Origin of the sequence: Psychrobacter coccoides, assembly GCF_017498085.1 — a bacterium.
Classification (GTDB): Bacteria; Pseudomonadota; Gammaproteobacteria; order Pseudomonadales; family Moraxellaceae; genus Psychrobacter; species Psychrobacter coccoides.
This window is the reverse complement of the sequence record NZ_JAGBKM010000001.1, coordinates 100,316-125,521: the sequence shown is the minus strand read 5'-3', so window position 1 is coordinate 125,521 and position 25,206 is coordinate 100,316. Positions and strand designations below refer to the sequence as shown.

20 protein-coding genes are annotated in these 25,206 nt (G+C 45.5%); 4 read left to right on the top strand and 16 right to left on the bottom strand.

From position 1 onward, the window contains the following. Positions 1 to 113 precede the first annotated feature (113 nt). Positions 114 to 2,159 carry a BCCT family transporter gene (locus J3492_RS00615; RefSeq protein ID WP_207988663.1) on the bottom strand — a complete coding sequence of 682 codons (2,046 nt, stop codon included), beginning with the start codon at positions 2,157 to 2,159 and terminating at the stop codon, positions 114 to 116. A 340-nt stretch (positions 2,160 to 2,499) separates the two neighbouring features. Continuing rightward, positions 2,500 to 2,937 carry an HIT family protein gene (locus tag J3492_RS00610; RefSeq protein WP_207988661.1) on the bottom strand — a complete coding sequence of 146 codons (438 nt, stop codon included), beginning with the start codon at positions 2,935 to 2,937 and terminating at the stop codon, positions 2,500 to 2,502. Between the two features lie 357 nt (positions 2,938 to 3,294). On the opposite strand from J3492_RS00610, the gene J3492_RS00605 reads away from it, so the two are divergent. Both J3492_RS00605 and ilvD read left to right on the top strand, forming a co-directional pair. Then, positions 3,295 to 4,008, top strand: coding sequence for a hypothetical protein (locus J3492_RS00605; protein WP_424108367.1), 714 nt, complete (start codon positions 3,295 to 3,297; stop codon positions 4,006 to 4,008). A 172-nt stretch (positions 4,009 to 4,180) separates the two neighbouring features. Next, positions 4,181 to 6,097, top strand: a complete 1,917-nt coding sequence (gene ilvD, locus J3492_RS00600; protein ID WP_207988657.1) for a dihydroxy-acid dehydratase — start codon at positions 4,181 to 4,183, stop codon at positions 6,095 to 6,097. Between the two features lie 231 nt (positions 6,098 to 6,328). On the opposite strand, the gene J3492_RS00595 is transcribed toward ilvD, so the two are convergent. The 4 genes from J3492_RS00595 to J3492_RS00580 form a co-directional block, all read right to left on the bottom strand. Beyond that, positions 6,329 to 7,693: a serine hydrolase domain-containing protein gene (locus J3492_RS00595; protein ID WP_207988655.1), complete on the bottom strand. Its 1,365-nt coding sequence runs from the start codon at positions 7,691 to 7,693 to the stop codon at positions 6,329 to 6,331. A gap of 113 nt (positions 7,694 to 7,806) precedes the next feature. Next, positions 7,807 to 8,325, bottom strand: coding sequence for a protein tyrosine phosphatase family protein (locus tag J3492_RS00590; protein ID WP_207988653.1), 519 nt, complete (start codon positions 8,323 to 8,325; stop codon positions 7,807 to 7,809). 88 nt (positions 8,326 to 8,413) lie between these two features. Then, positions 8,414 to 9,331 carry a MaoC family dehydratase gene (locus J3492_RS00585; RefSeq protein ID WP_207988651.1) on the bottom strand — a complete coding sequence of 306 codons (918 nt, stop codon included), beginning with the start codon at positions 9,329 to 9,331 and terminating at the stop codon, positions 8,414 to 8,416. Positions 9,332 to 9,627: 296 nt separating this feature from the next. Next, positions 9,628 to 11,028, bottom strand: a complete 1,401-nt coding sequence (locus tag J3492_RS00580; RefSeq protein ID WP_207988649.1) for a 3-oxoacyl-ACP reductase — start codon at positions 11,026 to 11,028, stop codon at positions 9,628 to 9,630. Positions 11,029 to 11,784: 756 nt separating this feature from the next. Between J3492_RS00580 and J3492_RS00575 the strand changes: the two genes are divergently transcribed. After that, on the top strand, positions 11,785 to 13,563 hold the full coding sequence (locus J3492_RS00575; RefSeq protein WP_243453012.1) for an acetyl-CoA C-acetyltransferase: 1,779 nt from the start codon (positions 11,785 to 11,787) through the stop codon (positions 13,561 to 13,563). A 286-nt stretch (positions 13,564 to 13,849) separates the two neighbouring features. Then, positions 13,850 to 14,863: a polyphosphate kinase 2 gene (gene ppk2, locus J3492_RS00570; protein WP_243453011.1), complete on the top strand. Its 1,014-nt coding sequence runs from the start codon at positions 13,850 to 13,852 to the stop codon at positions 14,861 to 14,863. A 23-nt stretch (positions 14,864 to 14,886) separates the two neighbouring features. Here ppk2 and J3492_RS00565 read toward each other — a convergent pair whose 3' ends face one another. The 10 genes from J3492_RS00565 to rsmG form a co-directional block, all read right to left on the bottom strand. Further along, the gene (locus J3492_RS00565; protein ID WP_207988647.1) at positions 14,887 to 15,234 is read right to left on the bottom strand and encodes a PilZ domain-containing protein; all 348 of its coding nucleotides are present in this window, start codon (positions 15,232 to 15,234) and stop codon (positions 14,887 to 14,889) included. Between the two features lie 112 nt (positions 15,235 to 15,346). Further along, entirely contained in the window at positions 15,347 to 16,516 is a 1,170-nt protein-coding gene (locus tag J3492_RS00560; protein ID WP_424108364.1) for a DNA polymerase III subunit delta', read from the bottom strand. A gap of 33 nt (positions 16,517 to 16,549) precedes the next feature. Next, entirely contained in the window at positions 16,550 to 17,377 is an 828-nt protein-coding gene (gene kdsB / locus J3492_RS00555; protein ID WP_207988645.1) for a 3-deoxy-manno-octulosonate cytidylyltransferase, read from the bottom strand. A 37-nt stretch (positions 17,378 to 17,414) separates the two neighbouring features. Continuing rightward, positions 17,415 to 18,527 (bottom strand): tetraacyldisaccharide 4'-kinase, encoded by a 1,113-nt coding sequence (gene lpxK, locus J3492_RS00550; protein WP_207988643.1) that lies wholly within the window; start codon positions 18,525 to 18,527, stop codon positions 17,415 to 17,417. Positions 18,528 to 18,712: 185 nt separating this feature from the next. Beyond that, positions 18,713 to 20,488 carry a lipid A export permease/ATP-binding protein MsbA gene (msbA, locus tag J3492_RS00545; protein ID WP_207988641.1) on the bottom strand — a complete coding sequence of 592 codons (1,776 nt, stop codon included), beginning with the start codon at positions 20,486 to 20,488 and terminating at the stop codon, positions 18,713 to 18,715. Positions 20,489 to 20,622: 134 nt separating this feature from the next. Then, positions 20,623 to 21,054: an ExbD/TolR family protein gene (locus J3492_RS00540; RefSeq protein WP_207988639.1), complete on the bottom strand. Its 432-nt coding sequence runs from the start codon at positions 21,052 to 21,054 to the stop codon at positions 20,623 to 20,625. Positions 21,055 to 21,123: 69 nt separating this feature from the next. After that, a complete protein-coding gene (locus tag J3492_RS00535) occupies positions 21,124 to 21,882 on the bottom strand; it encodes a MotA/TolQ/ExbB proton channel family protein (protein WP_243453010.1) in 759 nt (252 codons plus the stop codon). A gap of 135 nt (positions 21,883 to 22,017) precedes the next feature. Continuing rightward, entirely contained in the window at positions 22,018 to 23,169 is a 1,152-nt protein-coding gene (locus J3492_RS00530) for a ParB/RepB/Spo0J family partition protein (protein ID WP_207988637.1), read from the bottom strand. Positions 23,170 to 23,446: 277 nt separating this feature from the next. Then, positions 23,447 to 24,226, bottom strand: a complete 780-nt coding sequence (locus tag J3492_RS00525) for a ParA family protein (protein WP_207988635.1) — start codon at positions 24,224 to 24,226, stop codon at positions 23,447 to 23,449. A 187-nt stretch (positions 24,227 to 24,413) separates the two neighbouring features. Beyond that, positions 24,414 to 25,145, bottom strand: a complete 732-nt coding sequence (rsmG, locus tag J3492_RS00520; RefSeq protein WP_207988633.1) for a 16S rRNA (guanine(527)-N(7))-methyltransferase RsmG — start codon at positions 25,143 to 25,145, stop codon at positions 24,414 to 24,416. Positions 25,146 to 25,206: the final 61 nt, after the last annotated feature.

Below are 25,206 nucleotides of genomic sequence, written 5' to 3'. Positions count from 1 at the left end.
CTGTTTAAAATGGCATTTACCATAGCGCTTCTAGATAATAACAAAAAGGGAGTCTCTGTCACAAAAAAGGCAGCTAAGTGGCTGCCTTTAGGGAACATCAAAGGATTCAATATTTACTTATCAAACACACTACCCTGCTCTAAGGTAATCTCGTCATCATGCTCTTGCATACGCCATGGCAAGATATCCGGTGAAACATTGACAAAGTGCAGATACTTTTCAAACTGATCAATGATATCGTTAATCACTGACTCTTTTTGATAGCCATATAGATCATAGGTTTGGCCACCACGGCGCAGATAGACTTCAGCACGGTGATGGTGCTCTTGAGGTAACTCACTGGCCATATCCTCAGTATAATAATCAGGAAGCTCGTGCTCTGACAGACGAACTTCGTACCAAAATTCAACGTTGTCACCGCGCCTTAACTCAAGCACAGCACGATTATTGACCTCATCATAATTAACCTCAGGCAACCACCCTGTTTCAGCAAACTTCTCAGCCACCTCCCTCATCGATGACATCACTGTACCTTTAATATAGTCTAAAACATCCTCACGATCGGGTTGCTCGATAATATAATCAATCCGATCACGCCATGCATCCAGCTTAAGCAGATGCGGCGGTAAGTGGTTTTCATTCGCTAAGCTCTCGTTACGATGGCCTTCAATACGCAGCGCACGCCACATACCTAATGTAGACACCAATATAATGACAGCAAACGGCAAAGCACTAACGATAGCAGCGGTTTGTAAAGCGCTCAAGCCACCTGCAATCAGTAATACTGCCGCAACGGCACCTTCGGTGACTACCCAAAACGAGCGCTGCCACCATGGCGTATCACTACGGCCCCCTGCCGCCAGCGAGTCAATGACCAACGAGCCTGAATCTGACGACGTCACAAAAAAAGTAATAATCAATAGTACTGTCAGTGATGAGACAATCTGGGTAAATGGTAGGTTTTCTAGTAGCTTAAAGAGCGCAATCGCTTGGTTATTTTGCACCTCACCAATCAAAGCCTGATAACCATCGACCATAATCATGTGCAGCGCTGTATCGCCAAATACCGAAAACCAAAAGAAAGTAAACAGCGTCGGGACCAACATCACCCCCAAGACAAACTCACGAATGGTACGGCCACGGCTAATCTTAGCAATAAACAGCCCAACAAAAGGCGCCCAGGCGATCGTCCACGCAAAAATAAAGAGTGTCCAGCTCCCAATCCAATCACTCGACTGATAGGCTTGCAAGCTAAAAGTACGCTCAACGATGTTGCCCAAATAACTGCCGGTGTTTTCCATAAAGGCATTTAAGATAAATACCGATGGACCAACGACAAACACAAATATCATCAATGCTGTTGCCAATACCATGTTTAGGATAGACAGCCGTTTAACACCCTTATCCATACCAGCCAATACAGAAAAAAGTGCCGCCAATGTCACCAAACTAATGATGATAACTTGTACTGTCGTACCCATCGGAATCGTATTAGGTAGTAAATAGTTTAATCCTGCATTGATTTGCGCCACTGACAATCCCAAACTGGTGGCGATACCGAACATGGTACCTACGATCGCAAACACGTCGACAGTATGCCCAATGGGTCCATGGATTTTATCACCAATCAATGGATATAGCGTTGAGCGCACTGACAGTGGCAAACCATGGCGAAATGAGAAATACGCCAGTGATAAACCGACTACGCCATAAATTGCCCAAATATGAAAGCCCCAATGAAAGTAGGCAATCTGCATTGCTTCTTTGGCAGCGGCCACAGTCTCTGGTTGTGACAGTGGCGGATTGGCAAAATGTAGCACAGGTTCAGCGACGCCATAAAACAGCAGCGCAATACCGTAGCCTGCTGAAAACAGCATGGCAAACCATTCAAGGAAACTGTACTCAGCCACTGCATGGTCGGGGCCCAGCTTAATGCCGCCATAAGGCGAAAATGCCAAGGCAATGATAAACATTAAAAATATAGCGACCGCCAACATATAAAACCAACCGAAGGTATCAGTGGTGAAAGTCAGCACGGTACTAAACAACTCGCCAGCCGCTTGGGGATTGATCGATGTACCGATCACTAACAACAACATAATGGCTGCCGCTGGCACAAACACGGGCAGCAAAATAGTGGAGCGAGGTAACTTACTCATAAAAAATGGTACCCTCAAAAAGTAACAAGACAAAATAACAGCGCCATTCAAATAAATACATTTACTACTAAAAGAATTTGCTGCTAAAAGAAACGGTTACGCAAATAAATCAAATAACTTTGACCAATAGTTCTGGCAATGGTTCTGAAGAAAACAAGAATAGGTATGATATTTACCACACTACTGCCCAAAACCCCAGACAACCGCCAATCTCGTAACACTACTTTAACGTTTGTTACACGACTATTACCAAGCAATAAAAAAGGCAGCTTGTTCGCTGCCTTTTGACCGTATTGATATTGGAGTGTCGTTACACAGATTTTAGAGACGATGCGCCTGATTAAGAGTCGATTGCCGCTGCCAGTTGCTCAGCCATTTTAGCAAGCTCATCGCTATCGGCTTGATTGGCGGCATGAACGCTTAATTCATGAATATTAGAGGGTATAAGATGTATGTGATAATGAAAGACCGTTTGGCCTGCTTGCGAGCCGTTAAGCTGCATCTGTATGATACCTTCTCGCTCAAACACTTGACGCTGTGCTTGCATGACCTTTTTGGCAGTCATCAATACGGCAGCAGCATATTCAGGCTCTAGATCTACTAGATCGATGGCTTTTTGCTTAGGAATTACCAGTACATGACCCTTAGCTTGCGGCATGATATCCATAAAGGCTAAGGTTTTGTCGTCTTCATAAACCTTATGGTATGGAATCTCACCCTTGAGCATTTTGGCAAAGATATTATTATCGTCATACTGAGTTTGTTTGTTTTGAGTCATTGTTATCCCCTTAATTATCTTAATAAGATTCGCTTTAGACTGCTTAGCAATATTTGTCCTGCGTGATTATTTTGCTATACATTTATAGCTCATGTCTACAATATAGTGGACGAAACCAGAGACAAGTACAAGGTGTGTTGCTCATGAACAGCGGTCAACGATGCTAAGCGCTAGCCGTTAGTTGTTGGCGTTTTAGGAGGTTAAGCATGCTATTTCATTGGCGTGTCTGCCCTAATCAATGTTATATTAGACCTCCATTTTACTCATGTTAGGTTTATGAATTTGACCACGTTACCTAGTCAGTTACGCTCTCATCCTGATGTCAATGCGCCGTCACCTCATACGACAGGATCTACAGTGTCTACGCCTACAGGTAGTCTCGCTGAACCCTCATATACCAAGCTGGTCGATCCAAATGCCATTATTTTAGCAGAAGCACTCATAGACAGCGCCATCGGCTGGCGTATACACAACTGCAAAATCACCGAAAAGACCGTGACGCAAGATGAGCCGTTGCCGTTTCTATACCACTATGATAGCTTAGATGAGGTGATTAAACAGGCCAATCCCTTAACACCTGAACTATTAGCACAGTTTAATGTCATCATGACAGCTAGTGAGGCCGCCAAACTGATTGGTATCGAAGAAGATCTGATACCTACTCCATGGCACATAAAAATAAACGGCTCTCTGGTCGTGTTTAGCGAGGCGCTACAGCTGGCAGTACGGTTGCATTGGACCAATACAGCTAAAGACACCCAGCAGATCTATACAAAAAAATCAAACGATGCTGTCATTGCTGCTATCAAAGACTGGCAGTTTTATGGTCGTGTCGATGTACTTTATAAAAATAACAAGCAGCCGCTGATTAGTATTGCTGAACATACTGTTAATGAGTACAGCGCAAATCATCAGACACCATCTGACCACGACGCCGTGTTTAAGATGGATGCAGAGCAAGATTATCAATTACTACCAGCATCTCATGCCTTAACCGTCATTGCTAAGTTAGAGGCTGACAAAGCAAACTTACCTTGGTTTGAAGCCGCTATCTTAGAGCGTATTGAGTAAGGCTGTAGTCCCAAACGAATGGTGTATGTCGACTTAAGTCACTTATAGCTAATGGTATGGTAACGGCTTAGTATTATTCACTAGTTTTCACTCACTATAAAAAGCACACTATCAATATCGAAGTTGAGGCTGTACCCTTTAACACGCCTCGTCTATTTGTAAGGAAAATCACATGGATTATCGTTCAAAAACCTCTACTGGTGGTCGTAATATGGCAGGTGCGCGCGCCCTATGGCGTGCCACTGGCATGACTGATGATGACTTTGGTAAGCCTATTATCGCCATTGCCAACTCTTTTACCCAATTTGTACCTGGTCATGTACATCTAAAAGACCTTGGACAAATGGTCGCACGTGAGATCGAAAAGGCGGGCGGCGTGGCCAAAGAATTCAATACCATCGCTGTCGATGACGGTATTGCCATGGGCCATAGTGGCATGCTTTATTCTTTGCCGAGCCGTGACTTGATTGCTGATTCGGTCGAATACATGGTCAATGCGCACTGTGCTGACGCCCTAGTCTGTATCTCCAACTGCGACAAAATCACGCCAGGGATGTTGATGGCTGCCATGCGCCTAAACGTGCCTGTGGTCTTTGTCTCCGGCGGGCCAATGGAAGCAGGTAAGGTCATCGCTAGCACTGTTGCCCAAAGCCATAATAACGATGGCGGCAGTGACGCCCACGGCACTGACGGTAAAGGCAATGCCATTCGTAAGCTGGACTTAGTCGATGCCATGATGGATGCTGCAGATGATAGCATCAGTGATGAAGATGTACTGGCTATCGAAAGCTCGGCCTGCCCGACTTGTGGCTCGTGCTCAGGGATGTTTACCGCCAACTCGATGAACTGTTTGACTGAAGCCTTAGGGTTGTCATTGCCCGGTAATGGCTCACTACTCGCCACGCATGCGCTACGCCGCGAGCTGTTTTTAGAAGCAGGACGTACGATTGTCGATCTAGCCAAACGCCGCTATGAGCAAGACGATGACTCAGTACTGCCCCGCTCTATCGCCACCAAAGCGGCGTTCGAAAATGCCATGAGCCTCGATATCGCTATGGGCGGCTCGACCAATACCATTTTGCATTTATTGGCAGCGGCCAATGAAGCTGAGGTCGATTTTAAGATGGCTGATATTGACCGTTTAAGTCGCCGTGTACCGTGTCTATCCAAAGTCGCTCCTGCTACGCAAAAGTACCATATGGAAGACGTACATCGTGCAGGCGGCGTCATGGCGTTACTCGCTGAGCTGGACCGTGCCGACCTGCTCTCCACTGATGTACCAACCATTCATAGCCCCTCTATGCGTGCTGCTATCGATAAATGGGATATTATGAATCCTGATAATACAGAAGCGCGGGCTCGCTATATCGCAGCGCCTGGTGGCATCCGTACTACCGAGGCGTTTTCGCAGTCAAAAGAATGGCCCAATCTCGATGTCAACCGCGAGTCAGGCTGTATTCGTAGCGTCAAGCATGCTTACTCAGAAGATGGCGGCCTTGCGGTACTCTATGGCAATATCGCTGAGCGTGGCTGTGTGGTCAAAACCGCTGGCGTTGATGAGAGTATTTTAACCTTCACTGGCCGTGCACGCGTCTTTGAATCACAAGAAGCGGCAGTCGACGCAGTATTGGGTGATGAGATTGTGGCAGGCGATGTGGTCATCATTCGTTATGAAGGACCAAAGGGTGGTCCTGGGATGCAAGAGATGCTTTATCCGACCACTTACCTAAAATCAAAAGGGTTGGGTAAAGAGTGCGCCCTACTCACTGACGGACGCTTTTCTGGTGGTACTTCAGGGTTGTCGATCGGTCACGCTAGCCCTGAAGCAGCGGAAGGCGGTGCCATTGGTTTGGTTGAGGAAGGCGATACCATCCATATTGATATTCCAAATCGCACCATCAATATGCAAGTTAGCGATGCCGACTTGACAAAACGCCGTGCCGCCATGGAAGCACGTGGCCGTGATGCTTGGAAGCCTGTCAGCCGTGAGCGCTATGTCACACCAGCCCTGCGTGCCTATGCTGCCATGACTACCAGTGCCGATACAGGAGCAGTGCGTGATGTCAGTCAAGTTGAACGCCAAGCCTAAGCGCTAAGAACGGCCTAGAGCTTAATGACCCCACTACTTCATAAAAAAACCAGCATGCTCATGCTGGTTTTTTGCATATTAAAGCTTATTTTTAACAATTTAAAATATAATAACAAACCCAAAAAGGGCAACTAACTTTGTCAAATTTACTAAGCTTCATAAAATTTAGACTAGATGTAATATCTACGTAGTTTTTCCGCATTATTTTAGTTTTGGGATTGGTATAACTTCTTAGTAAATACCTTTATCAATCATTGCTATCAGTGCTTCGGTCAGTGCAAACTGACGAATGTCACCCAGCATAGTGACATCGAAGTTATGTACAAAAGCAAAGGACAGCTGACGACTGGGATCACACCAAGCGACTGAACCATTGTAGCCCATGTGACCAAAGCCTGACTTGGTGTCATGACCGAGGCTAAACAACTCATGATAACCCAAGCGCCAATTCATATTCACCGGCATTACGGCGTCCATTCCCGACACTTGCGGTGTGGACAACTTAGCGAAAGTAGTGCTATCAATCAGCGTCTGTCCTTGCCATATGCCACCGTTAGCCAGCATAGAATAGATGATCGCAAGCGCTTGTGTGGAGGCTATACCATTGGCTGCAGGAATGACTGCCTGCATGGTTTGGCTGTCATGATAGTCGATAGGCTGCTTGTTAGCAGGTACCAATGCCGCTCTATAATTATTGGCATTAACCCCCTTATGATTAAAATACAAGCGATTGATTTGTAGAGCATTTAGCTGTCCATCGGCTACGTTTTTATCATGATTGTTATTAACCAGTCGTAACCAGTTTTGATAACTGGGTAAGCTGGCATACGTCGCTAAAGTCTGTGCTGAGTCGGGCTTTAAGGTCGGTTTATGACGCTTGCTACGCAGTTGGCTGCTGTCTTCTGTTAACGATTCAAAATCCTTGACCAACCTTGCAACGTCATCTACTTTATTGGCTGGAACCCCGAAATAACAGCTATCAGCAATACCTAGAGGTTGCGTCAAATAATGCTGCAACGCTGCCGCAAGCGACATATCCGTGACCGCTTCTATCAAGCCGCCCAATACCCAACCGTACACTAAAGCGCTATAAGCCGAGTCATAGGCAATGGCATTATCCGGAGGAGTCTGCGACATCGCTGCGACCTTTTTTAGCATCACATCCCAGTTCAGTAGTGCCTCGCTATCAGCATCGATAGTATTAATCGCAAATAAGTTGGCTTGATGTGAAAGCACGGCTCTTAGGGTAATCGCCGCTTTATCGTTTTGAGCGAACTCTGGCCAATAACTGGCAATGGGCTCATCATAATCAAGCAGTCCTTTTGATACTAACACATGCACTAAAGTTGCAAGTACGCCTTTACCAGTCGAAAAATTAAGTGATAAAGTGTCTGCTTGCCATGGCTTGTCTGCCTGCGCCATACCTACATTTGCTATGGCCACACACTTACCACCTTGATAAACCACCACTGAGCCACCCGCTGGCGCATCGTCTAGCTGTAAGTCAGTCAACAGTTCTTGCATATACTGTTGTAGCTTAGTATTGATTCCATCCGTATCATGCGCTTGATTCAGCTCATTCATATTATTTTGCATGCTCACCTCACAGGTTTATTAATAGCAAACTCACGCAACAAAACAGGCAGCCCATTGGCCGCCTGTTGTTGTCATTATATGACCATCACTCAGTTAAAGCTTATAGTAAAGCGTTAACGTGGCACCAATAAGCGGTTATATACTTCTTGTTCCAGACTGTCATCTAGACCATGACTGCGTCCACGCGCCATAGCCGTATCCATCTTGCGCCCACGTAACCAGCCTGCACGCAGCGCAACGGCGGCGCCAGCACGAGAGCCAGAACCACAGTGCATAGCGACTTTTTTGCCATGATGCTGACGTAATATGTTATCAAAGGCCAGTATCTTAAGCTGTTTCAAGTCATCAGCACTACCTATCGGTAATTGCTCATAAGCCATACCCGCTTGCTGTACCGCTTCTGCTTCATCAAAACCAAGCTCGTCATCAGGCTGCAAATTGACAATAAGCTCAACCCCTGCTTTGGCTAAAGCGGCGATCTTTTTGTCATCTAGCGCTCCGCAAACGATGGTTTGTTGGTCAGGACGAAAATAAGGCTCTAAAGCATTCGCAAGATTGATACCATTATCTGCATCAGTATTAACAACATGGTCTGCGCTCGATTTAGATTGAGTTTGTTCAGTTGTAGTCATAGTTTTAATACATATAATAATCAAGAAAAATAATAATTAATAATAAGTACGTTACTAAAGGCGACTTGGTAGTGCCGATAAGTAGGCATTATGCATCGTCAGCAAGTAAAGTGATATGCCCCACCAAATGCGGCTTATCGTTTTTTGAGCTATATAAGCCAAAATGACAGCTGTCTTCTACTGTCTCAAGCTTCGCTACTGGCTCTGCTATCAGCTCCACCTCAGCGGGCAAAAAAATCGGTAGCTTAAATGACACACCGACGCTACAAGCCTCGGGTAACTCGCCCATCAGTGCCAAGCATTTTGCTTTTGACCACATACCATGAGCAATGGCTTTAGGGAAACCAAAGGCTTTGGCTGATAATGAATGCAAATGAATCAGGTTAAAATCTCCTGAAACAAAGGCATAGCGACGCCCAATATCTTCTGGCACCTCAAAAACGTTATGGACGCCTGCTTCATCGACCATAGGTTTGACGGTCACTGGCCGTGATTTGCGCTTGCCTGCCTTATTGGTATCAGGCTTTTTACCGCGCGCCAAATAAGTCGATGTCCCTTCCCAGACGATATCATCTTGAGACTTAACTGTCGTCACGAAGTCAAACTGCTGACCTTGAGCATGGTCACGTAGATTAGCAAATGCGACCGACATATTGACTGTCTCACGTTCACCAATCAGGCGGTGCTGAGTGACCTGATTGTCGACATGCACCAGACCCAGCATAGCAAATGGAAACGGCTCTTTCACCATCATATTCATCTGTAGCGCCTGCGACAGCACCGAAAAATAAGTAATAGGTACTTTGCCATTGTCAGCAAAGCCACAGATTTTACGATAATCTTCCAGATTACTCTGATCAATGTGCAGATCATCTACATAATAGGTCGCTCTTGGCAGCTCGTCTTTACCAACTTTAGCATTGTCGCCAATCGGCAATAAGCTTTTGATAATATTAGCGTAAGTGGTATGCGCTTTTGGCAACGCATCAAAATGTTTGTCTGACATAAATCAATCCTAAGTGTAGGGCTTATACAAGATATATCTTACCCAGCTATCGAGTGCTCGGTTATTAAGTTCTCTCACAGCAAGCGTCATCATTCAATCTAAAACGATCATTATAGTCAACCATATAAACAATTACAAAAACTGCAAACACTGGTTGAGCCTATCAAAGCCTTGTTTTTATCATAAAAAAGCCGCCCACGGGCAGCTTTTTTATAATTAACTGATATTTTTTCGTAAGTATTTGTGATTTATTTTAAATAATCTATTTAATATCAATACTTTAAAATACATAACACTTACGCACCTAGCAGACTTTGACCACAGACACGCACGGTATTACCATTGAGGCCACCCGACGCAGGAGACGCCAACCAAGCCACGGTTTCGGCCACATCAACGGGCAGTCCCCCTTGACTCATTGAGTTCATACGGCGACCGGCCTCACGAATGGCAAATGGGATCGCTTCTGTCATTTGCGTCTCAATGAACCCTGGCGCCACCGCATTAATCGTCATGCCCTTATTGTCATCTGCCAACTGTTTAGCAGTCGCATCGACCAGTCCAATGACCCCGGCTTTAGAAGTAGCATAGTTCGTCTGGCCTAAGTTGCCGGCAATACCTGAGATTGAAGAGACACAAACGATACGTGCATCGTCCTTTAGCACCTCATTGTCAAGTAAGTAGCGGTTGATTTTGGCGATACTGGCCAGATTAATATTAATGACCATATCCCATTTTTTCTCATCCATTTTGGCCAGAGTTTTATCACGAGTCACGCCAGCGTTATGAATAATAGCATCAAGACCACCACGCTTCTTGGCAGCATCTGCAATCTGTGCGCCAGCGTCCTCATCAGTGATATCAACCATCAAAATAGAGCCGCTAATTTCACTGGCTACTTTTTGTAGGTCAGCCTGCTGCTGCGGTATATCCAGACAGATTACATGCGCCCCTTCACGTGCCAAGACTCGAGCCATTGCTTCACCGATACCACGACTTGCCCCTGTCACCAACATGGTTTTGCCGCCTAAAGGCTGTGTCCAGTCCACGTCCACTGCGGTACCCTCACCGACACGTACGACCTGTCCTGACACATAAGCTGAGCGAGCTGAAGTAAAGAAGCGTAGTGTCGAATCAAGGTTTGACTCCGCACCTTCAGACACATACACCAGCTGAGCGGTGATACCTCGTTTAAACTCTTTACCAACTGACTTTACAAACCCCTCAAGGGCGCGCTGAGCCAGCGCCTTATCTATATCAGTAGTCTCCTCAGGTGGACGACCGATGATAATCACACGACCTGATTTTTCGACCCGACGGGCGACGAAATGAAAGAAATCATATACCTGCTTGAGCTCATCAGCATTGCTTACATTACTGGCATCAAACAGCAACACCTTAAAGTTATCTCCACTGCCCGTATTGGCTTTTGCCTCAACATCTGCCTCTGCCAGTGCATCTTTAATACCATCACTACTATTAACAAAAACTTGAGTGTGCAAATCCGACAACACTCTTGCCACCGACTCGCTGACACGTTTATCATCGCCTGTGGCTGACCCAACCAATACACTGCCTCGTACCAAACGCTCACCACTCTCAAAACGGTCAAGACTGACGGGTAATGGCAGGCCTAGGTTTTTTGCGACCTTTTTACCGATAGAAGACTGCACAAAACTACCATAACGATCTGACATAAAATACTCCTGTATTTAAAAACAAAAACTTTAATGAATAAAAAAACGCAACGATAAATAGCTCTTTATGAATAAGACCTCAAGTCATATAGTTGACTCAATTTAAAACGAATACAGCGCTGTTGATATAGAGTGTGCTCGTTTTATGTCGGATTGACTCTATTATAAAACCCTATGGTCATCACAGTAATTAATAATTATTAGTCTTTAGTAAGTGAACCTCAAGCCGTCATAACTATACACGCCCAACATAAACATGTCCAAAACTCCGTGACGTACACGATAATGAGTCAGTCTGTCAATAGCTAGCACCGAAGGCAACAAAACGACCCAGTTACTTTCTCTATATTTAAAAAAATAGTGCTTATGTTAGAATCAAACCTAGAAGTTATGACTACCATAAGTATTGATAACAATATATTATCAGATAAGCGCACAAGCAATACCAATAAGTAATACTGACCAGTCTATGTATTGCTGGTTTACTTAGCCTCAAACATGCGTTACCTGATTTGCTAAAACCATACCGTAAGCGAATAAAAGTAGTGATGATAAACTGTCAACATCTTATATATTGACCGCTTAGCTTATCAATGATGGATTTTTAGCGCCTGAATGATCTTTTAGTGTCAAATTATTTGGTGTCAAATGACTTATTATTATCTGAAACCGCTTGCTTTAAACGTTTTAGCCTAAACTGCTCTATCATGACGTTATACCCCTATCATCTATAATCACTCTTTTAAGGATAATTTTATGAGTAACAAAAAAGACAGTCCAATTGTTGGGAGTACCGTTGTCAAAAAAAACGCAGCGACTGAGACCACTCCCGTTGATACGGCCTCTAGCAGCAGTCATACAAGCGCTACTAAAAACAACGATAACGACAATTACGACTCCATCGCAGAGCTCAAAGCAGCAACAGACATCGTTGAGGATCATGCAGCAGACAACAGCACCGATAGCCAAGCTCAAAAAAAAGCCAAGCTTAAAGAGGAGTTGGTTAACGAATCCAAGCAAGCAGATGCTTTGCAAGAAGACTTTAGCGCCACAAAAATCCCAGCATCAACAGAGTCAAAACCAAACAACCAAAGCGAGAATAAAAGCGAGAAAGACATGACAAAAAGCCCGACCAAAAAACCAGCAGCGACTAAGCGTACTGAAACTAAGGGTACGACCAAAAAAACCACCAATACGGCTAAAAAAGCGCCAACACGTGCCTCTAAAAAGACCAATAACGCTAAGTTGAGTGCTGGTCAACATCGCGTGGCTATCTTAGGTGCCAACCGTATCCCGTTTGCACGCTCAAACGGCCCTTATGCTGACGCTAGCAATATCGATATGCTTACCGCTGCTCTTAATGGCCTAGTAGAGCGCCATAATCTCGAAGGGAAGCGTGTCGGCGAAGTGGTCGCAGGCGCTGTACTTAAGCTCAGCCGTGACCTCAACCTTACCCGTGAAGCGGCGCTCAATACAGCCTTAGACCCACACACACCAACTTATGACATCGCACAGGCTTGTGGTACAGGCTTGCAAGCAACCTTTGCTGCAGCCAACAAAATCGCACTTGGTATTACTGATTCAGCCATTGTAGGTGGTGTTGATACCACCTCGGATGCGCCGATTGCTATTGGTGACGGCCTACGCAAAGTGCTCCTAAAACTAGGCGCTGCTAGAAACAATAAACAACGCCTACAAGCCTTGACTGGCTTTAACCCAAAAGACTTGATTGAATCACCACAAAACGGTGAGCCCCGTACAGGTTTATCCATGGGCGACCACCAAGCCATCACTGCGCTTGAATGGAATATCAGCCGTGAGGCACAGGATGAATTGGCATTTAATAGTCACAAAAACCTGGCCCGTGCCTACGATGAAGGGTTCTTTGACGACCTTATCTCTCCTTATAAAGGCCTGACACGTGACAACAACTTACGCCCAGATTCTACTATCGAAAAGATGGGCAAGCTAAAACCTGTGTTTGGCAAAAACAACGCTAACCCAACGATGACTGCTGCTAACTCAACCCCACTAACAGACGGTGCTTCTTGCGTGTTACTGGGTACTGATGAGTGGGCTGAAGCGCATGGACTAAAACCCATGGCATATATCGTGCATCAAGAAACGGCAGCGGTTGACTTTATCGGTAAAGAGGGCAACAAAGAAGGCCTACTCATGGCGCCTGCTTACGCTGTGCCACGTATGCTTGAGCGTGCAGGACTCACCTTACAAGACTTTGATTTTTATGAAATTCATGAAGCCTTTGCTTCACAAGTATTATCAACACTTGCTGCTTGGGAAGATGAGACTTTTTGCCAAGAGCGTTTGGGGCTTGATGCGCCATTAGGCTCTATCGACCGCAGTAAGCTCAACGTTAACGGCTCATCATTGGCCGCTGGGCACCCATTTGCCGCAACTGGTGGTCGTATCTTGGCAACTGCTGCCAAGCTGCTAGACCAAAAAGGCTCAGGTCGTGCTCTGATTTCAATCTGTGCTGCTGGTGGTCAAGGCGTCACCTGTATCCTAGAGAAGTAACTTTATATCTTAAGGCAACATGATGATTAATAATGATAAGCACTACATATCAGCTGCCGTTTTAGTCTAACGTTTGCCAGATAAAAAGCACCCTTTAATCTAGTATTAGAGGGTGCTTTTTTATGCTTAGCATAAACTGACTTTTCGTCCATTCTAACTAAAAACCATATATCCTAAGGCTTATATAAGCAGTAATCTCTATTACAGCTGTAGCGCTAGGATATGCTACAGTAGATAATAACGATTAATCCAATCATCAAGAACCACTAAGTATTAGGAGTGGCGTATGTCCAAGATACCTTCAGCAACGGATTCTAACTTTTTGACGGTACAAGAGTGCGGCGAGCTTAGCACACCTGAGCAGGGCAATTTTATTGGCCGCATGGACAAGGAAATATTCAATGATGAGCTGCGACGTAAGATGCACCAAGACCTAATTGATAGCTACGATGAAGAGCTTGAGCACGAAGTTGACGATTATATAAGAGACTTTCGTTTCGATGGCATCGAGGTCACAGAACAAGAACGGATAAATCGTCGAACCTATTTTAGAGAGCTGCTACGCTTGCAGCGTGAGCTGATTAAGCTACAAGACTGGGTTGTCGAATATGGTGAGCGTATCGTAGTGATATTTGAGGGCCGTGACTCTGCTGGCAAAGGAGGCGCTATCAAACGCATTACTCAGCGTCTAAACCCTCGTGTGTGTCGTGTGGCGGCATTGCCTGCGCCGACTGAGCGTGAACAGTCACAGTGGTATTTTCAGCGCTATGTGGCACATTTGCCAGCAGCAGGTGAGATTGTTTTGTTTGATCGCAGTTGGTACAACCGAGCGGGCGTTGAGCGTGTCATGGGGTTTTGTACTGATGCACAATACGAAGAGTTTTTTCAGTCTGTACCAGAGTTTGAGCGCATGTTAGTACGCTCTGGAATTCGCTTGGTAAAGTATTGGTTTTCAATAACTGATGATGAACAGCACTCACGTTTTATGAGCCGCATTCACGACCCACTAAAACAGTGGAAGCTCTCCCCTATGGATCTACAGTCACGGCGACGCTGGGAGGATTATACTAAAGCAAAAGAGACTATGTTTGAGCGAACACACATTCCAGAAGCGCCTTGGTGGGTGGTGGAAGGCAATACCAAAAAACGAGCACGCTTAAACTGTATCGCTCATCTGCTCGAACAAATCCCTTATAAAGAGATACCACGTGAAGAAATTGAGCTGCCCGATCGTAAGCGTGACGACGAGTATTACCGAGAGCCCATTCCTGATGATATGTATGTGCCCTCACGCTATTAGTCATCATGCGCATCAGGCATGGATCACATGGTATAAGTCGCTAATTGGCTGTCAATCTTACCCGCCAGCAACCGCTCGACCTCATGTTTAATCTTTTGGCCGGCCACATCTGTACCAATCTGCACCGCAAACCCTGTTGGACGATTGGCTTGTGGTTTTTGGTTGATCCAGACCACCTTCCCATTCATCGGTAAGCGCTCGCTAGAGTTGGGTAAGGTCACAGCGACAAACACCTCATCCCCTAATTCTTGTTTGCGATTTGTCGGTACAAACAAAGCCCCATTATCCACAAACGATAAGTAGCTGGCATAGAGCTTGTCGATATTTTCAATATGACAGGTGAGAATCCCGCCTCGTCCTTGCATAGCCATAATCAGCTCCCTAATCAGATATACTAGTAATATGAGTGTGTATTATAATGGCAATTCATCGTTATTAGCGGCGCTTATGCTAAGCCCTATTTTTTATGCTGATCGCCATCGCTTATAACTGCGCCAATTGTTGCATCAGATTATCATAAGCAAACTTTTCTTGCACGTTTTGCTGAAGGGCCGCTTTTGTTTGTTGTAACTCTAAGGTCAGTGTCTCTAAAGCCCCATCACTTGGTGGATGTGACGCCAAGGCAGCTGATATATCAATATCGCTTTGAATGCTCGCAAGCCCCAGACAGACACGGCGAACATCTAGCATCATAAGCTCAGTAAGCCTAATAAATTCCAACAAACTAAGCTGCTTTTGCCAATACTCACTGGCTGCTATGGCACTGCGTTTACCACTTCGTAGCGCCTGCCAAGTGGTCAACCACAGCCCACGCATGCTATACCATGTCGATTTTGCCATATCTATCGCTGCTAAAGGTGCCCCATTTGCCAGCTGCAACACTTGCTTGATATCGTCTGGACTGACAATCTGACGATTGATCGTGCCGCCAAGTTGTTGAGTGACATAATCTAGGGCGATAGCAGGATGGATGGTCTGCAGTGGTAATTGCTGTACTCGGCTTTTGATCGTCGGGAGTAGCTTGGCTGGCATATCACTCATCAGCAACAAATGCACTTGTGCTTGCGGCTCTTCGAGTGTTTTTAGTAGCGCATTGGCAGCAGCGATGGTCATTTGCTCTGCATGATCCAATACACAAATGCGCAGCCCCTGCCCGCCTTGATAAATAAACGGTCGCAGGGCGCGAATATCATCGATTTTTATCGTCAAGGAGGCAGGGCTTGCCGCTTTTTTAGTCTTACTTTCAGCTTTGGCTTTTTTGGTACTGCTGACTGATTCTGGGCCACCCTCTTGATTATTGGCTTCGGTGGGCATGCTGGTGATAGGCAGCACTTGCAGGCTAGGATGTGTGCCAGACTTTAGCCACTGACAGCTCTCACAGTGACCACAGGCACCAAGCGGATTTTGATCACGATTGCGACACAGTAACCACGCCACCAAACGCCAGACAAACGCACGCTTACCCATGCCTTGCATACCAGCAGCGAGCAGAGCGTGCGGCAGCTGCTGCGCAGGCATACTGATACGGCGAGTCATCTGTGTCCATAATGTCTGCTGCCACGGCAAAAGTGGGGCAAAATAAGCATTACCTGTGACATCTGTTATCGTTGTAGTGTCTGTATTCATAATACCTATCGCATCTGCTTCACTCACGCCTACTGCTCCATCACTTGCTACAGTCTGTTGTTACTGCATATCATCTTGAAACGCACTTAATGTCATTGCATTTAGGCGATCCAGATCCTCTTGCGTATCGACGCCTGCAGGCAGATGGACAGCCGCTTCGGTAATGGCAATATGACCCCCGTTTTCCAACACTCTTAACTGCTCTAAACTCTCAAGCTTCTCAAGCGGGGTTTGCGACCAGTGTACATAGCGCTGCAGCAGCTTCACCCGATAGGCATACAAGCCCAAATGTCGGTAGGCGTTTTTTGGCGCCGGGAGGGCGGTTATATTTATATCGCCTGCAGCCACTGCCAACGCCACATCACGGTCACAAGGGATCGGCGCACGGCTGAAATAAAGCGCCCGTTGTTTATTGTCAATCGCCGCACTCACAACTTTTACCACCGATGGTCTCATAAAGCTGGCATAATCTGCGATGGGTTCGTATAGGGTCGCCATAACACTCTCGCTATCTTCCACCAGCAACGTCTTGACTTGCTCTAATAACAGCGGTGGTACCAACGGCTCATCGCCTTGCATATTAATAATAATATCATCATCGCCCCACCCTTTTATGGCCGCCACTTCTGCTAAGCGATCTGTACCTGAAGCATGGTCGCTACTGGTCATGACTACTTCATAGCCTGCATCAACACAAACTTTGGCAATACGTTCATCATCGGTGGCGATACACATATCATCAGCAAAGTGAGCCGCTTGAGCCTTGTCAGCGACCCACAATATCATGGGCTTGCCATGTATATTAAGTAACGGTTTCCCTGGCAGGCGAGTGCTTTTAAAGCGGGCGGGAATGACAATATGTGTTTTTGGCAAGGCTGCAATGGACATGGGTGACTCCTATAAGATGCCGATAAGTGTGGGCTCGTTAATCTGACACAGTGATATCAAAATCCGTTAACTGCTGCTTTAGCCTTTGATAACAGGCAGTGGACAGTTTAGCGGTGACAGGCAGTACCCATAGCCTATTTATGAGTGCTTGATGCTGATCAGTTAGCGTATTGGTAGTAGCCGCTTGCGACAGGACAGCTTTTACTTTTACTGCATCTTTACTGGTTACCACAACTGGATGCTGCGTATACTGCAGTAGCTCTGTTAAATCAAAGTCATGATGATCGGGATACGGGTGTTCGATCACTTCAAACCCGAGCAATTGTAGCGTATCAAAAAAACGTTTTGGATAACCAATACCGCTTACCGCATGCACGGTATCACCAGCCCTAGGCTTTGACATCTTGGTTGATAAAAGTCTCAAGCCCAGCCTTTCTGTATCTTTTTTTGACCATAAAGGCTGCAAACCATCAGGCTGTAGCTGCATCGTCAAACGTTGACCCACACTCTCTTGGCGGATAGAGGCCGACGCTGTATTTGATGGTTCATGATACACCAGAGTCGCTGTGCGTAGCCGTGACATGGGTTCACGTAAAAACCCCGTTGGTAACAGCTGCTTGTTGCCAAAGCCCCGTGTCACATCGACCACAATCCACTCAATATCACGCTGCAGCGCATAATGCTGTAACCCATCGTCAGCGATGATCAGTTGTAGATCAGGATATGACACGAGCAAGGTTTCGATCGCTTGCTGACGATTGGGACATACCGCCATTGGTACAGCGGTCATATTGACAATCAAACATGGCTCGTCTCCTACCACACTTGGCACACTATCATGAGTGACCAATGTAGGCATTTGACTACTGTCACCGCCATAACCACGACTGATGACCCCAACCCTCACCCCTTGCTGCTGCAAATGATCAACCAAGGCTATAATCAAAGGGGTTTTACCACTTCCCCCTACCGTAATATTTCCTATAACCATCACTGGTAAAGGGGCCCGATAACTTGCTAACCATCCCAACTTGTAAGCTTGGTGTCTAAGTCGTATCAAACTGCCGTATAGCCAACTTATAGGGAGCAGCAACCACAGCCAAGGGGCTTTTCGTTGCCAAGCATCAGTGATTGCAGTTTCAATACTCATCCATTTGCATCCATTTACTTACTTCATTTTAGCTGCTTGGTACTATAGCCAACCCACTACAAGATAGAGATAGTACTACTGGAATGAATTTTGCGAAGCCTCTGGAGTGCAAAGCGCATAGCAAGCGAGGAAAACTTATACCAGTGGCACGTCGCTATTAACGTATCTGTTTTATTTAGTACTAGCTATATATCAAAATCACGCGCATACATCTGAGCGTAATAGCCCTTTTTCTCCATCAGCTCAGCATGGGTTCCAATCTCGACAATCTGCCCCGCATCCAACACCGCAATCCGATCAGCCGACTCAATCGTTGTCAGACGATGCGCAATGACCAAAGTAGTACGGTCTTGCATCACATTATCCAATGCTTTTTGAATATAAAACTCTGACTCATTATCTAGCGCACTTGTCGCTTCATCCAGTATCAAAATAGGCGCATCTTTTAATAAAGCCCGAGCAATCGATAAGCGCTGACGCTGACCACCAGACAGCTGCAAACCCTCAGCCCCAATGTGACTCTGATAGCCATTTGGCATCTGCATGATAAACTCATGAGCAAAGGCGTCTTTGGCCGCCGCTTCTACTTCAGCTTGCGACTTATTGGCTAAACTGCCATAGGCTATATTATTAAACACTGTGGTATTAAATAGCACCACTTGCTGATTGACCATCGCAATCTGCGCCCGTAAAGACTCTAGAGTGATATCTTCAATAGGCACGCCATCTATCGTAATCTGACCAGAAGTCGTGCTAAGTGTACGGGTCAATAAATTAACCAGCGATGACTTACCCGCCCCGCTACGCCCAACCAAAGCCACTGTCTCGCCTGCTCGAACGTCTAAATTAAAGTCTGTTAGCGCAACCGTCTTGTCAGGGTAAACCAAACTGACATTATCTAGCTTGATATCTCCTGATAGTGAAGGACTTTGTGTGCCTGTGTCGTTTTCTTCAGGCTCATCTAGTAAGGCAAATATAGACTCACCGGCTGCTATACCCCGCTGGAGCTTTTGATTGACATCTGTGAGTGAGCGTACAGGCTTACTCAATAATCCTGCTGCAGCGATATAAGAGATAAACTCACCTGCCGTAATACTATCAATCACTGACGGACGTAGAGCAAGCCAGACCACCACTGACATCGCCATTGCCATCAGTAGCTGCACAGCTGGTGTGTTGATGCTATTAGTCACCACCACCTTCATGCCTTGGCGCAGATTCTTTTTTGAGACAGCATCAAAGCGCTGCGACTCATACGCCTGACCACCATAGTTTTTTACCACTTGATAGCCGCTGATCACCTCATTGGTAATATGACTGACACCGCCCATTGTCTCCTGAATGCCCTTGGACAGCTTCAAGTAGCGCTTAGACGCAAAGTTTACCAGCCAAAGTATCGGCGGCAGCACTAAAAATAGGATCAAGGTCAAACGCCAGTTGGTATAGAGCAAAAAACCAATCAAGGCGACTACGGTCAAGCCATCACGTAGTAGAGTCTTCATTGAGTCCGTGCTAGCAGCAGTCACTTGCTCCACATCAAAAATCAACTTAGATGAGATAGTTCCCGCTGGATTGGCTAAATAGAAAGAGCTTGGTAAACGCAATAGCTTATTAAACACCTGCACCCGCAGCTCATAGACTAGGTTTCGCGATACCAAGGCTGAGAAGTAATTACCTAAGAAACTACCCACCCCACGCACAAAGAACAGCATAATAATCAAAGCAGGAAACCAAGCTTGCTTGCTTCGATCGTTCTGATTGATCGCATCGGTTATGTACTGGAGAAGCTTTGCAATCCAAATCTCAGTCGCCGCATTGATGGCAAACCCTACAACGGTCAACAGCAACGCCCACCAGTAGGGCTTAAGGTAGCTCAACAGGCGCAGTAAGGTCTTGATTTTAGGTATTGGCAAGTCCTGTGATGTGGCATCAAAGGTCTTAGGTTCTTCAGATTGGCTCATAAAAGCCTCAGCTTAGATGTGAATAGACAAGTCAGTAACACCAGCGGCACCACTGCTTAAAGAAGATCTTATTATTACAAAACGCATTCATGACACTAGCAATCATGTAACTATGGGTTCATATGGGCACTTATTTATGGTGCTAACGTTTGCCCCATAGGCACAACCGTGCTGATATTTAGGTTTAAAAACCCAAGCTTACCTGCGATATCCATAACACGCACCACAGACTGGTGTGTTGCATTAGCATCAGCGGCTATCACAAACAACATATTACGCTCATTACCAGCCTCTTGTCGTAGCATGTTGGTCAGCTCCGCCTCACTACTGTCAGCCAGACTGATACCATTAACCAAATAACTGCCATCTTCTTGTACCGCAACCTCAATGCTCTCAAGTTGCTCAGAATGCGCAACGCCTTCAGCCTCAGGCAAGACAATATTTAAGCGGCTAAAATGATTAAATGAAGTTGCTAATAACAAAAACACGATTAAAAACAACAAACAATCAATCATCGGTGTTAAATTGATTTCAAGTGGTTCAACAGTAGGCTTTCTAAAGCGCATGACGATATCTCAGATAAACATGGTCTTGTAAGTAAAATAGATCGTGAAAAGCTTTTTATTTCACAACTTTTAAGAAGTCGTTGCTGCCGGTTTATACGTTGTTTGAATTGGCTTTTCTGCATCAACATCGACCAGTTCGGCCTCTGCTTTCTTTTTTGGTTCTGCGCCTTTTTCTATAGATATCGCTACATCGGTACCAACTGGACGAGCATCCGCCAGCAGCTGATGGTCATAAAGCTCTTGAATCAGAAGTCCGGCTTCTGTCTCAAACTGAGCATTGATATCGACAATACGGCGCTGAAAATAACGATAAGCCACCAATGCTGGTATTGCGACGATCATACCTGCAGCGGTAGTGATGAGAGCTTGCGAGACCCCAGCTGCTAATAGCGTTGGGTCTTGCATGGCACCATCTGTAATGGCCAAAAACGAAGAGATAATCCCTAATACTGTCCCTAACAAACCAAGCAAGGGTGCAATAGCCCCTATGGTTCCGAGCATATTAATGTTTTTTTCTAACTGATGAATCTGCACACTGGCTCGATTTTGCATGTGCATGGTCATCGAGTCCAGACCATACTGACGATAAAGCAAGCCAGTAGCTAAAATATCACCCAAGGGTGTTTTTTCTTTAACATTCATCAATTGAGTGCGACCAATATCGCCATTTTCACGCAAGCGATTAATCAGCTGCTCACGCAATCGTCTAGGCACGATCTTGTCAAACTGCAAGGTACTACTACGTTCAATAATGATGATTAGCGCAACGATTGAACACACAACGATAGGCATCATCAGCCAACCACCGGCTTTTACCAGCTCCCACATACCATCTCTCTTATTTATATTTATTCAATTGTTTAGATACTTAAAGCGGCTGCTCTATAAAAAGCATCTACAATTTACTGCAAGAAAAATGCCTAAAAGCTTTATTTGCGATTTAAAGTATGACCCTATAGGTTACTATTGGCCTTGTGCTTCTAGCTGCTTGATCAAAGCTGATAGCTCATCTTGACTATGAAAGAATATCTCTACACTGCCTTTGCCGTCTTTTTTGTGCTTAAGCTTCACTTCAGCCCCTAGCATCTCAGTCAGGCGCTGCGTTAAATATTCAGTATCACGAGACTGGGCCTGCTTTTTGTGTTCAGCTTTGGAGGTAGGGTTTAAGATAGATTTGACCAACTTCTCAGCGTCACGTACAGTCATACCGCCATCGATTATTTTTTGGGCGATGATGGGCTGCTGCTCAGATGATAATGCTAAAAGTGTGCGTGCATGACCCATATCAAGGGCACTGTTTGCCAAATGCTCTTTAACCGTATCATGCAACTGATTTAAACGTAACAGGTTCGATACCGTGGTTCGTGCCTTCCCCACCACCTCTGCAATCATGGCATGGCTCATGCCAAACTCGGTATGAAAACGCTGTAAAGCAGCTGCTTGCTCAATGACCGATAGGTCTTCACGCTGAATATTCTCGATCAATGCTAACGCAATGGCCAGCTCATCTGATAGCGCACGCTCAATGGCAGGAATCACGGGTTTGCCTGCCATTTTGGCCGCACGCCACCGCCGCTCACCAGCAATGATTTCGTGAGTCACTTCAGCTGAGCTCTTGTCTTCATTGGCCAATAACGGACGGATAACGATAGGCTGCATGACACCATGCTGTTCAATAGAAGAGGCCAGCTCTGCTAATGCCGTCTCACTCATATCACGCCTCGGCTGATACTTTCCTGCCTGCAGCTGCGTCACTGCGATTTGTACCAGGCTAATTTGGTCCTCTAAAAGACTAGAGTCGACACTTTCGCCACGTGTCTTAAGAGCGCTGCGAGCATTACGAGGTGCTGAAGTAGCTTTGTCAGCAGTAACCTTCTTATTACTCTTGAGCGCATCTGTTTTAGATTTGGCAGTACCTACTTGAGTGGTAGGTTTATGATCCGTTAGACCAGCATCAGACAGCGTCGCATCAACGCTTTTAGAGTCATGCCGCTCAGTGCTGGGCATCGCCGTATCATCTTGCAAAGCAGAGGCGGCAATTTGCTTTTCTTTTTTGATTGATCCTAATAAGGCATCTAAACCTCGATTGGCAGCCAACCCTCGTTTTTTCGCCATGATTACCTATCCTCTAACGCTAAAATAAAAGCCCAATGCTGGTTGATAACTTTACAAAACTTTAATCATACAACTATCGTTACTTATTAAACGCTTTAACCCACTCTTAGTGACTTAAATATACTGCTGTAGGCTGGCGCTTTCAGCCGAGCGTTTTGCTTTTGTAAAGCTTTAAAGCTGAGCTAACGCCACAGCCTACGATAGTCCATACTAAATTGAGAGTGCGGTTACTTTACTATTTGACCATTCGTTTGTTGTCATTTGTTGCTACTTATACCTAGCGGCTTTGTTTGATCACTTCAGCTGCCAGTTTTTGATACGCTCGAGCACCTTTTGACCATCGCTCATAAGCAATCACAGGCAGACCGTGAGCAGGCGCTTCTGCCAAACGCACGTTTCTTGGAATAAGGGTTTTGTACATCAAATCACCAAAGTGCGCTTCAAGCTCTGCCGAGACATCACGAGCAAGTGTATTACGCGCATCATATAAGGTTCTGACCACACCACGGATATGCAGTTTAGGGTTAAGTTCAGTTAAACGCTCAATCGTCTGTGACAAATCAGCTAAACCTTCTAATGCATAGTACTCACATTGCATTGGAATAATCACACCATCTGTGGCAACCAGCGCATTAATCGTGAGCAGGTTTAGGCTGGGCGCACAGTCTATAATCACATAATCATAAGCGTCTTTACTGCTTTTTAGTTGACTGCTCACCAAGTCCGCTACAGCTGTCTTAAACAGCTCATGACTATTGGTATGCCCCATCAAAGTAACATCCATGCCTGCCAACTCTTTATTGGCACCAATGACATCAAACCCAGCTGGGCTGCGCTCAATAGCATCAGACAAAGACACCCCATCTAGCAGCACATCGGCCATTGTCAGTTCCAAATCATTTTTGTCTAACCCAGTACCACTGGTCGCATTACCTTGTGGGTCTAAGTCAATCAGCAAGACATGCTTGCGTTTAGCAGCGAGGCTGGCGGCTAGGTTTACCGCTGTCGTGGTCTTACCCACACCGCCTTTTTGATTCGCAATGGCTATGATTTCCATACATTCACTCAATTTGATTAAGATCTATAACGGCTGGTTACTTGAAATACTAGTTGCTTTAAGTATTAGATGCTTTAAATACTGATTATTTTAAATACTGCTTAGAGTCTGTTGAACATTCAAATACAGACCAGCGTTAGGTTCCACAAACGTGCCGGATGTTTCATGATTAAAACCTGCACATAGCTTAGTCATTTTTGCCAAACATTTCAATCAAATGACGACTCTCATTTAACCCAGGCACATTGAGCTTAATGGTATTGATTTGCCATGTCTCTGCAAGGGATTGTCGCTCTTCATCAGTAGGCGCCTTACCTTTCATCGCACACAAACGGCCACTAGGGGCCAATCGTGGTTGCGCTACTTCTACGAAGTCTATTAAACTGGCAAAAGCTCGTGAGGTCACCACATCGTAGCTGGCGTCATGCGCTTCAATACGAGAAGCGATGGGCTGCACATTACTTAAACCAAGCTCACTACTGATCTGCCGGATAAAACGAATCTTTTTTTGATTACTATCGAGTGCTGTACATGAGCGCTCAGGCTGACAAATGGCGATAATAACCGCTGGCAAGCCTGCGCCTGTACCGATATCTAATAACGACCCTGACGGTAAATGCGGTATAATAGCCAAACAGTCGATGACATGTTTGATAAGTGCTTCTTCTGGATGGGTAATGGCGGTCAGGTTATACGCTTTATTCCATAATAAGAGCTGATCTAAGTATAATAACAGAGCACGCTGCTGCGCTTCAGTTAGCGTCAATCCGAGCTTATCGACTGCCTGCGCTAAAATAGTGGCCAGCTTGGGTAACTGCCCGCCAAGCTTTACAAAGCCAGTCGGATCTATGCTATTAACACCTGAATCTGTAGTACCTGAATTTGCAGACAATGCAGCGGTTTTAGCGAAAGCTGACATATAAAAAACCATCCCGTTTTGACATGTGAACCGTTTATTTTATCATGCAGGCTGCTTATTG

Coding starts and splice junctions, on each gene's coding strand:
- J3492_RS00615 (WP_207988663.1), bottom strand. CDS start 2,159: ATGAGTAAGTTACCTCGCTCCACTATTTTGCTGCCCGTGTTTGTGCCA.
- J3492_RS00610 (WP_207988661.1), bottom strand. CDS start 2,937: ATGACTCAAAACAAACAAACTCAGTATGACGATAATAATATCTTTGCC.
- ilvD (WP_207988657.1), top strand. CDS start 4,181: ATGGATTATCGTTCAAAAACCTCTACTGGTGGTCGTAATATGGCAGGT.
- J3492_RS00595 (WP_207988655.1), bottom strand. CDS start 7,693: ATGCAAAATAATATGAATGAGCTGAATCAAGCGCATGATACGGATGGA.
- J3492_RS00590 (WP_207988653.1), bottom strand. CDS start 8,325: ATGACTACAACTGAACAAACTCAATCTAAATCGAGCGCAGACCATGTT.
- J3492_RS00585 (WP_207988651.1), bottom strand. CDS start 9,331: ATGTCAGACAAACATTTTGATGCGTTGCCAAAAGCGCATACCACTTAC.
- J3492_RS00580 (WP_207988649.1), bottom strand. CDS start 11,028: ATGTCAGATCGTTATGGTAGTTTTGTGCAGTCTTCTATCGGTAAAAAG.
- J3492_RS00575 (WP_243453012.1), top strand. CDS start 11,785: ATGAGTAACAAAAAAGACAGTCCAATTGTTGGGAGTACCGTTGTCAAA.
- ppk2 (WP_243453011.1), top strand. CDS start 13,850: ATGTCCAAGATACCTTCAGCAACGGATTCTAACTTTTTGACGGTACAA.
- J3492_RS00565 (WP_207988647.1), bottom strand. CDS start 15,234: ATGGCTATGCAAGGACGAGGCGGGATTCTCACCTGTCATATTGAAAAT.
- kdsB (WP_207988645.1), bottom strand. CDS start 17,377: ATGTCCATTGCAGCCTTGCCAAAAACACATATTGTCATTCCCGCCCGC.
- lpxK (WP_207988643.1), bottom strand. CDS start 18,527: ATGAGTATTGAAACTGCAATCACTGATGCTTGGCAACGAAAAGCCCCT.
- msbA (WP_207988641.1), bottom strand. CDS start 20,488: ATGAGCCAATCTGAAGAACCTAAGACCTTTGATGCCACATCACAGGAC.
- J3492_RS00540 (WP_207988639.1), bottom strand. CDS start 21,054: ATGCGCTTTAGAAAGCCTACTGTTGAACCACTTGAAATCAATTTAACA.
- J3492_RS00535 (WP_243453010.1), bottom strand. CDS start 21,882: ATGTGGGAGCTGGTAAAAGCCGGTGGTTGGCTGATGATGCCTATCGTT.
- J3492_RS00530 (WP_207988637.1), bottom strand. CDS start 23,169: ATGGCGAAAAAACGAGGGTTGGCTGCCAATCGAGGTTTAGATGCCTTA.
- J3492_RS00525 (WP_207988635.1), bottom strand. CDS start 24,226: ATGGAAATCATAGCCATTGCGAATCAAAAAGGCGGTGTGGGTAAGACC.
- rsmG (WP_207988633.1), bottom strand. CDS start 25,145: ATGTCAGCTTTCGCTAAAACCGCTGCATTGTCTGCAAATTCAGGTACT.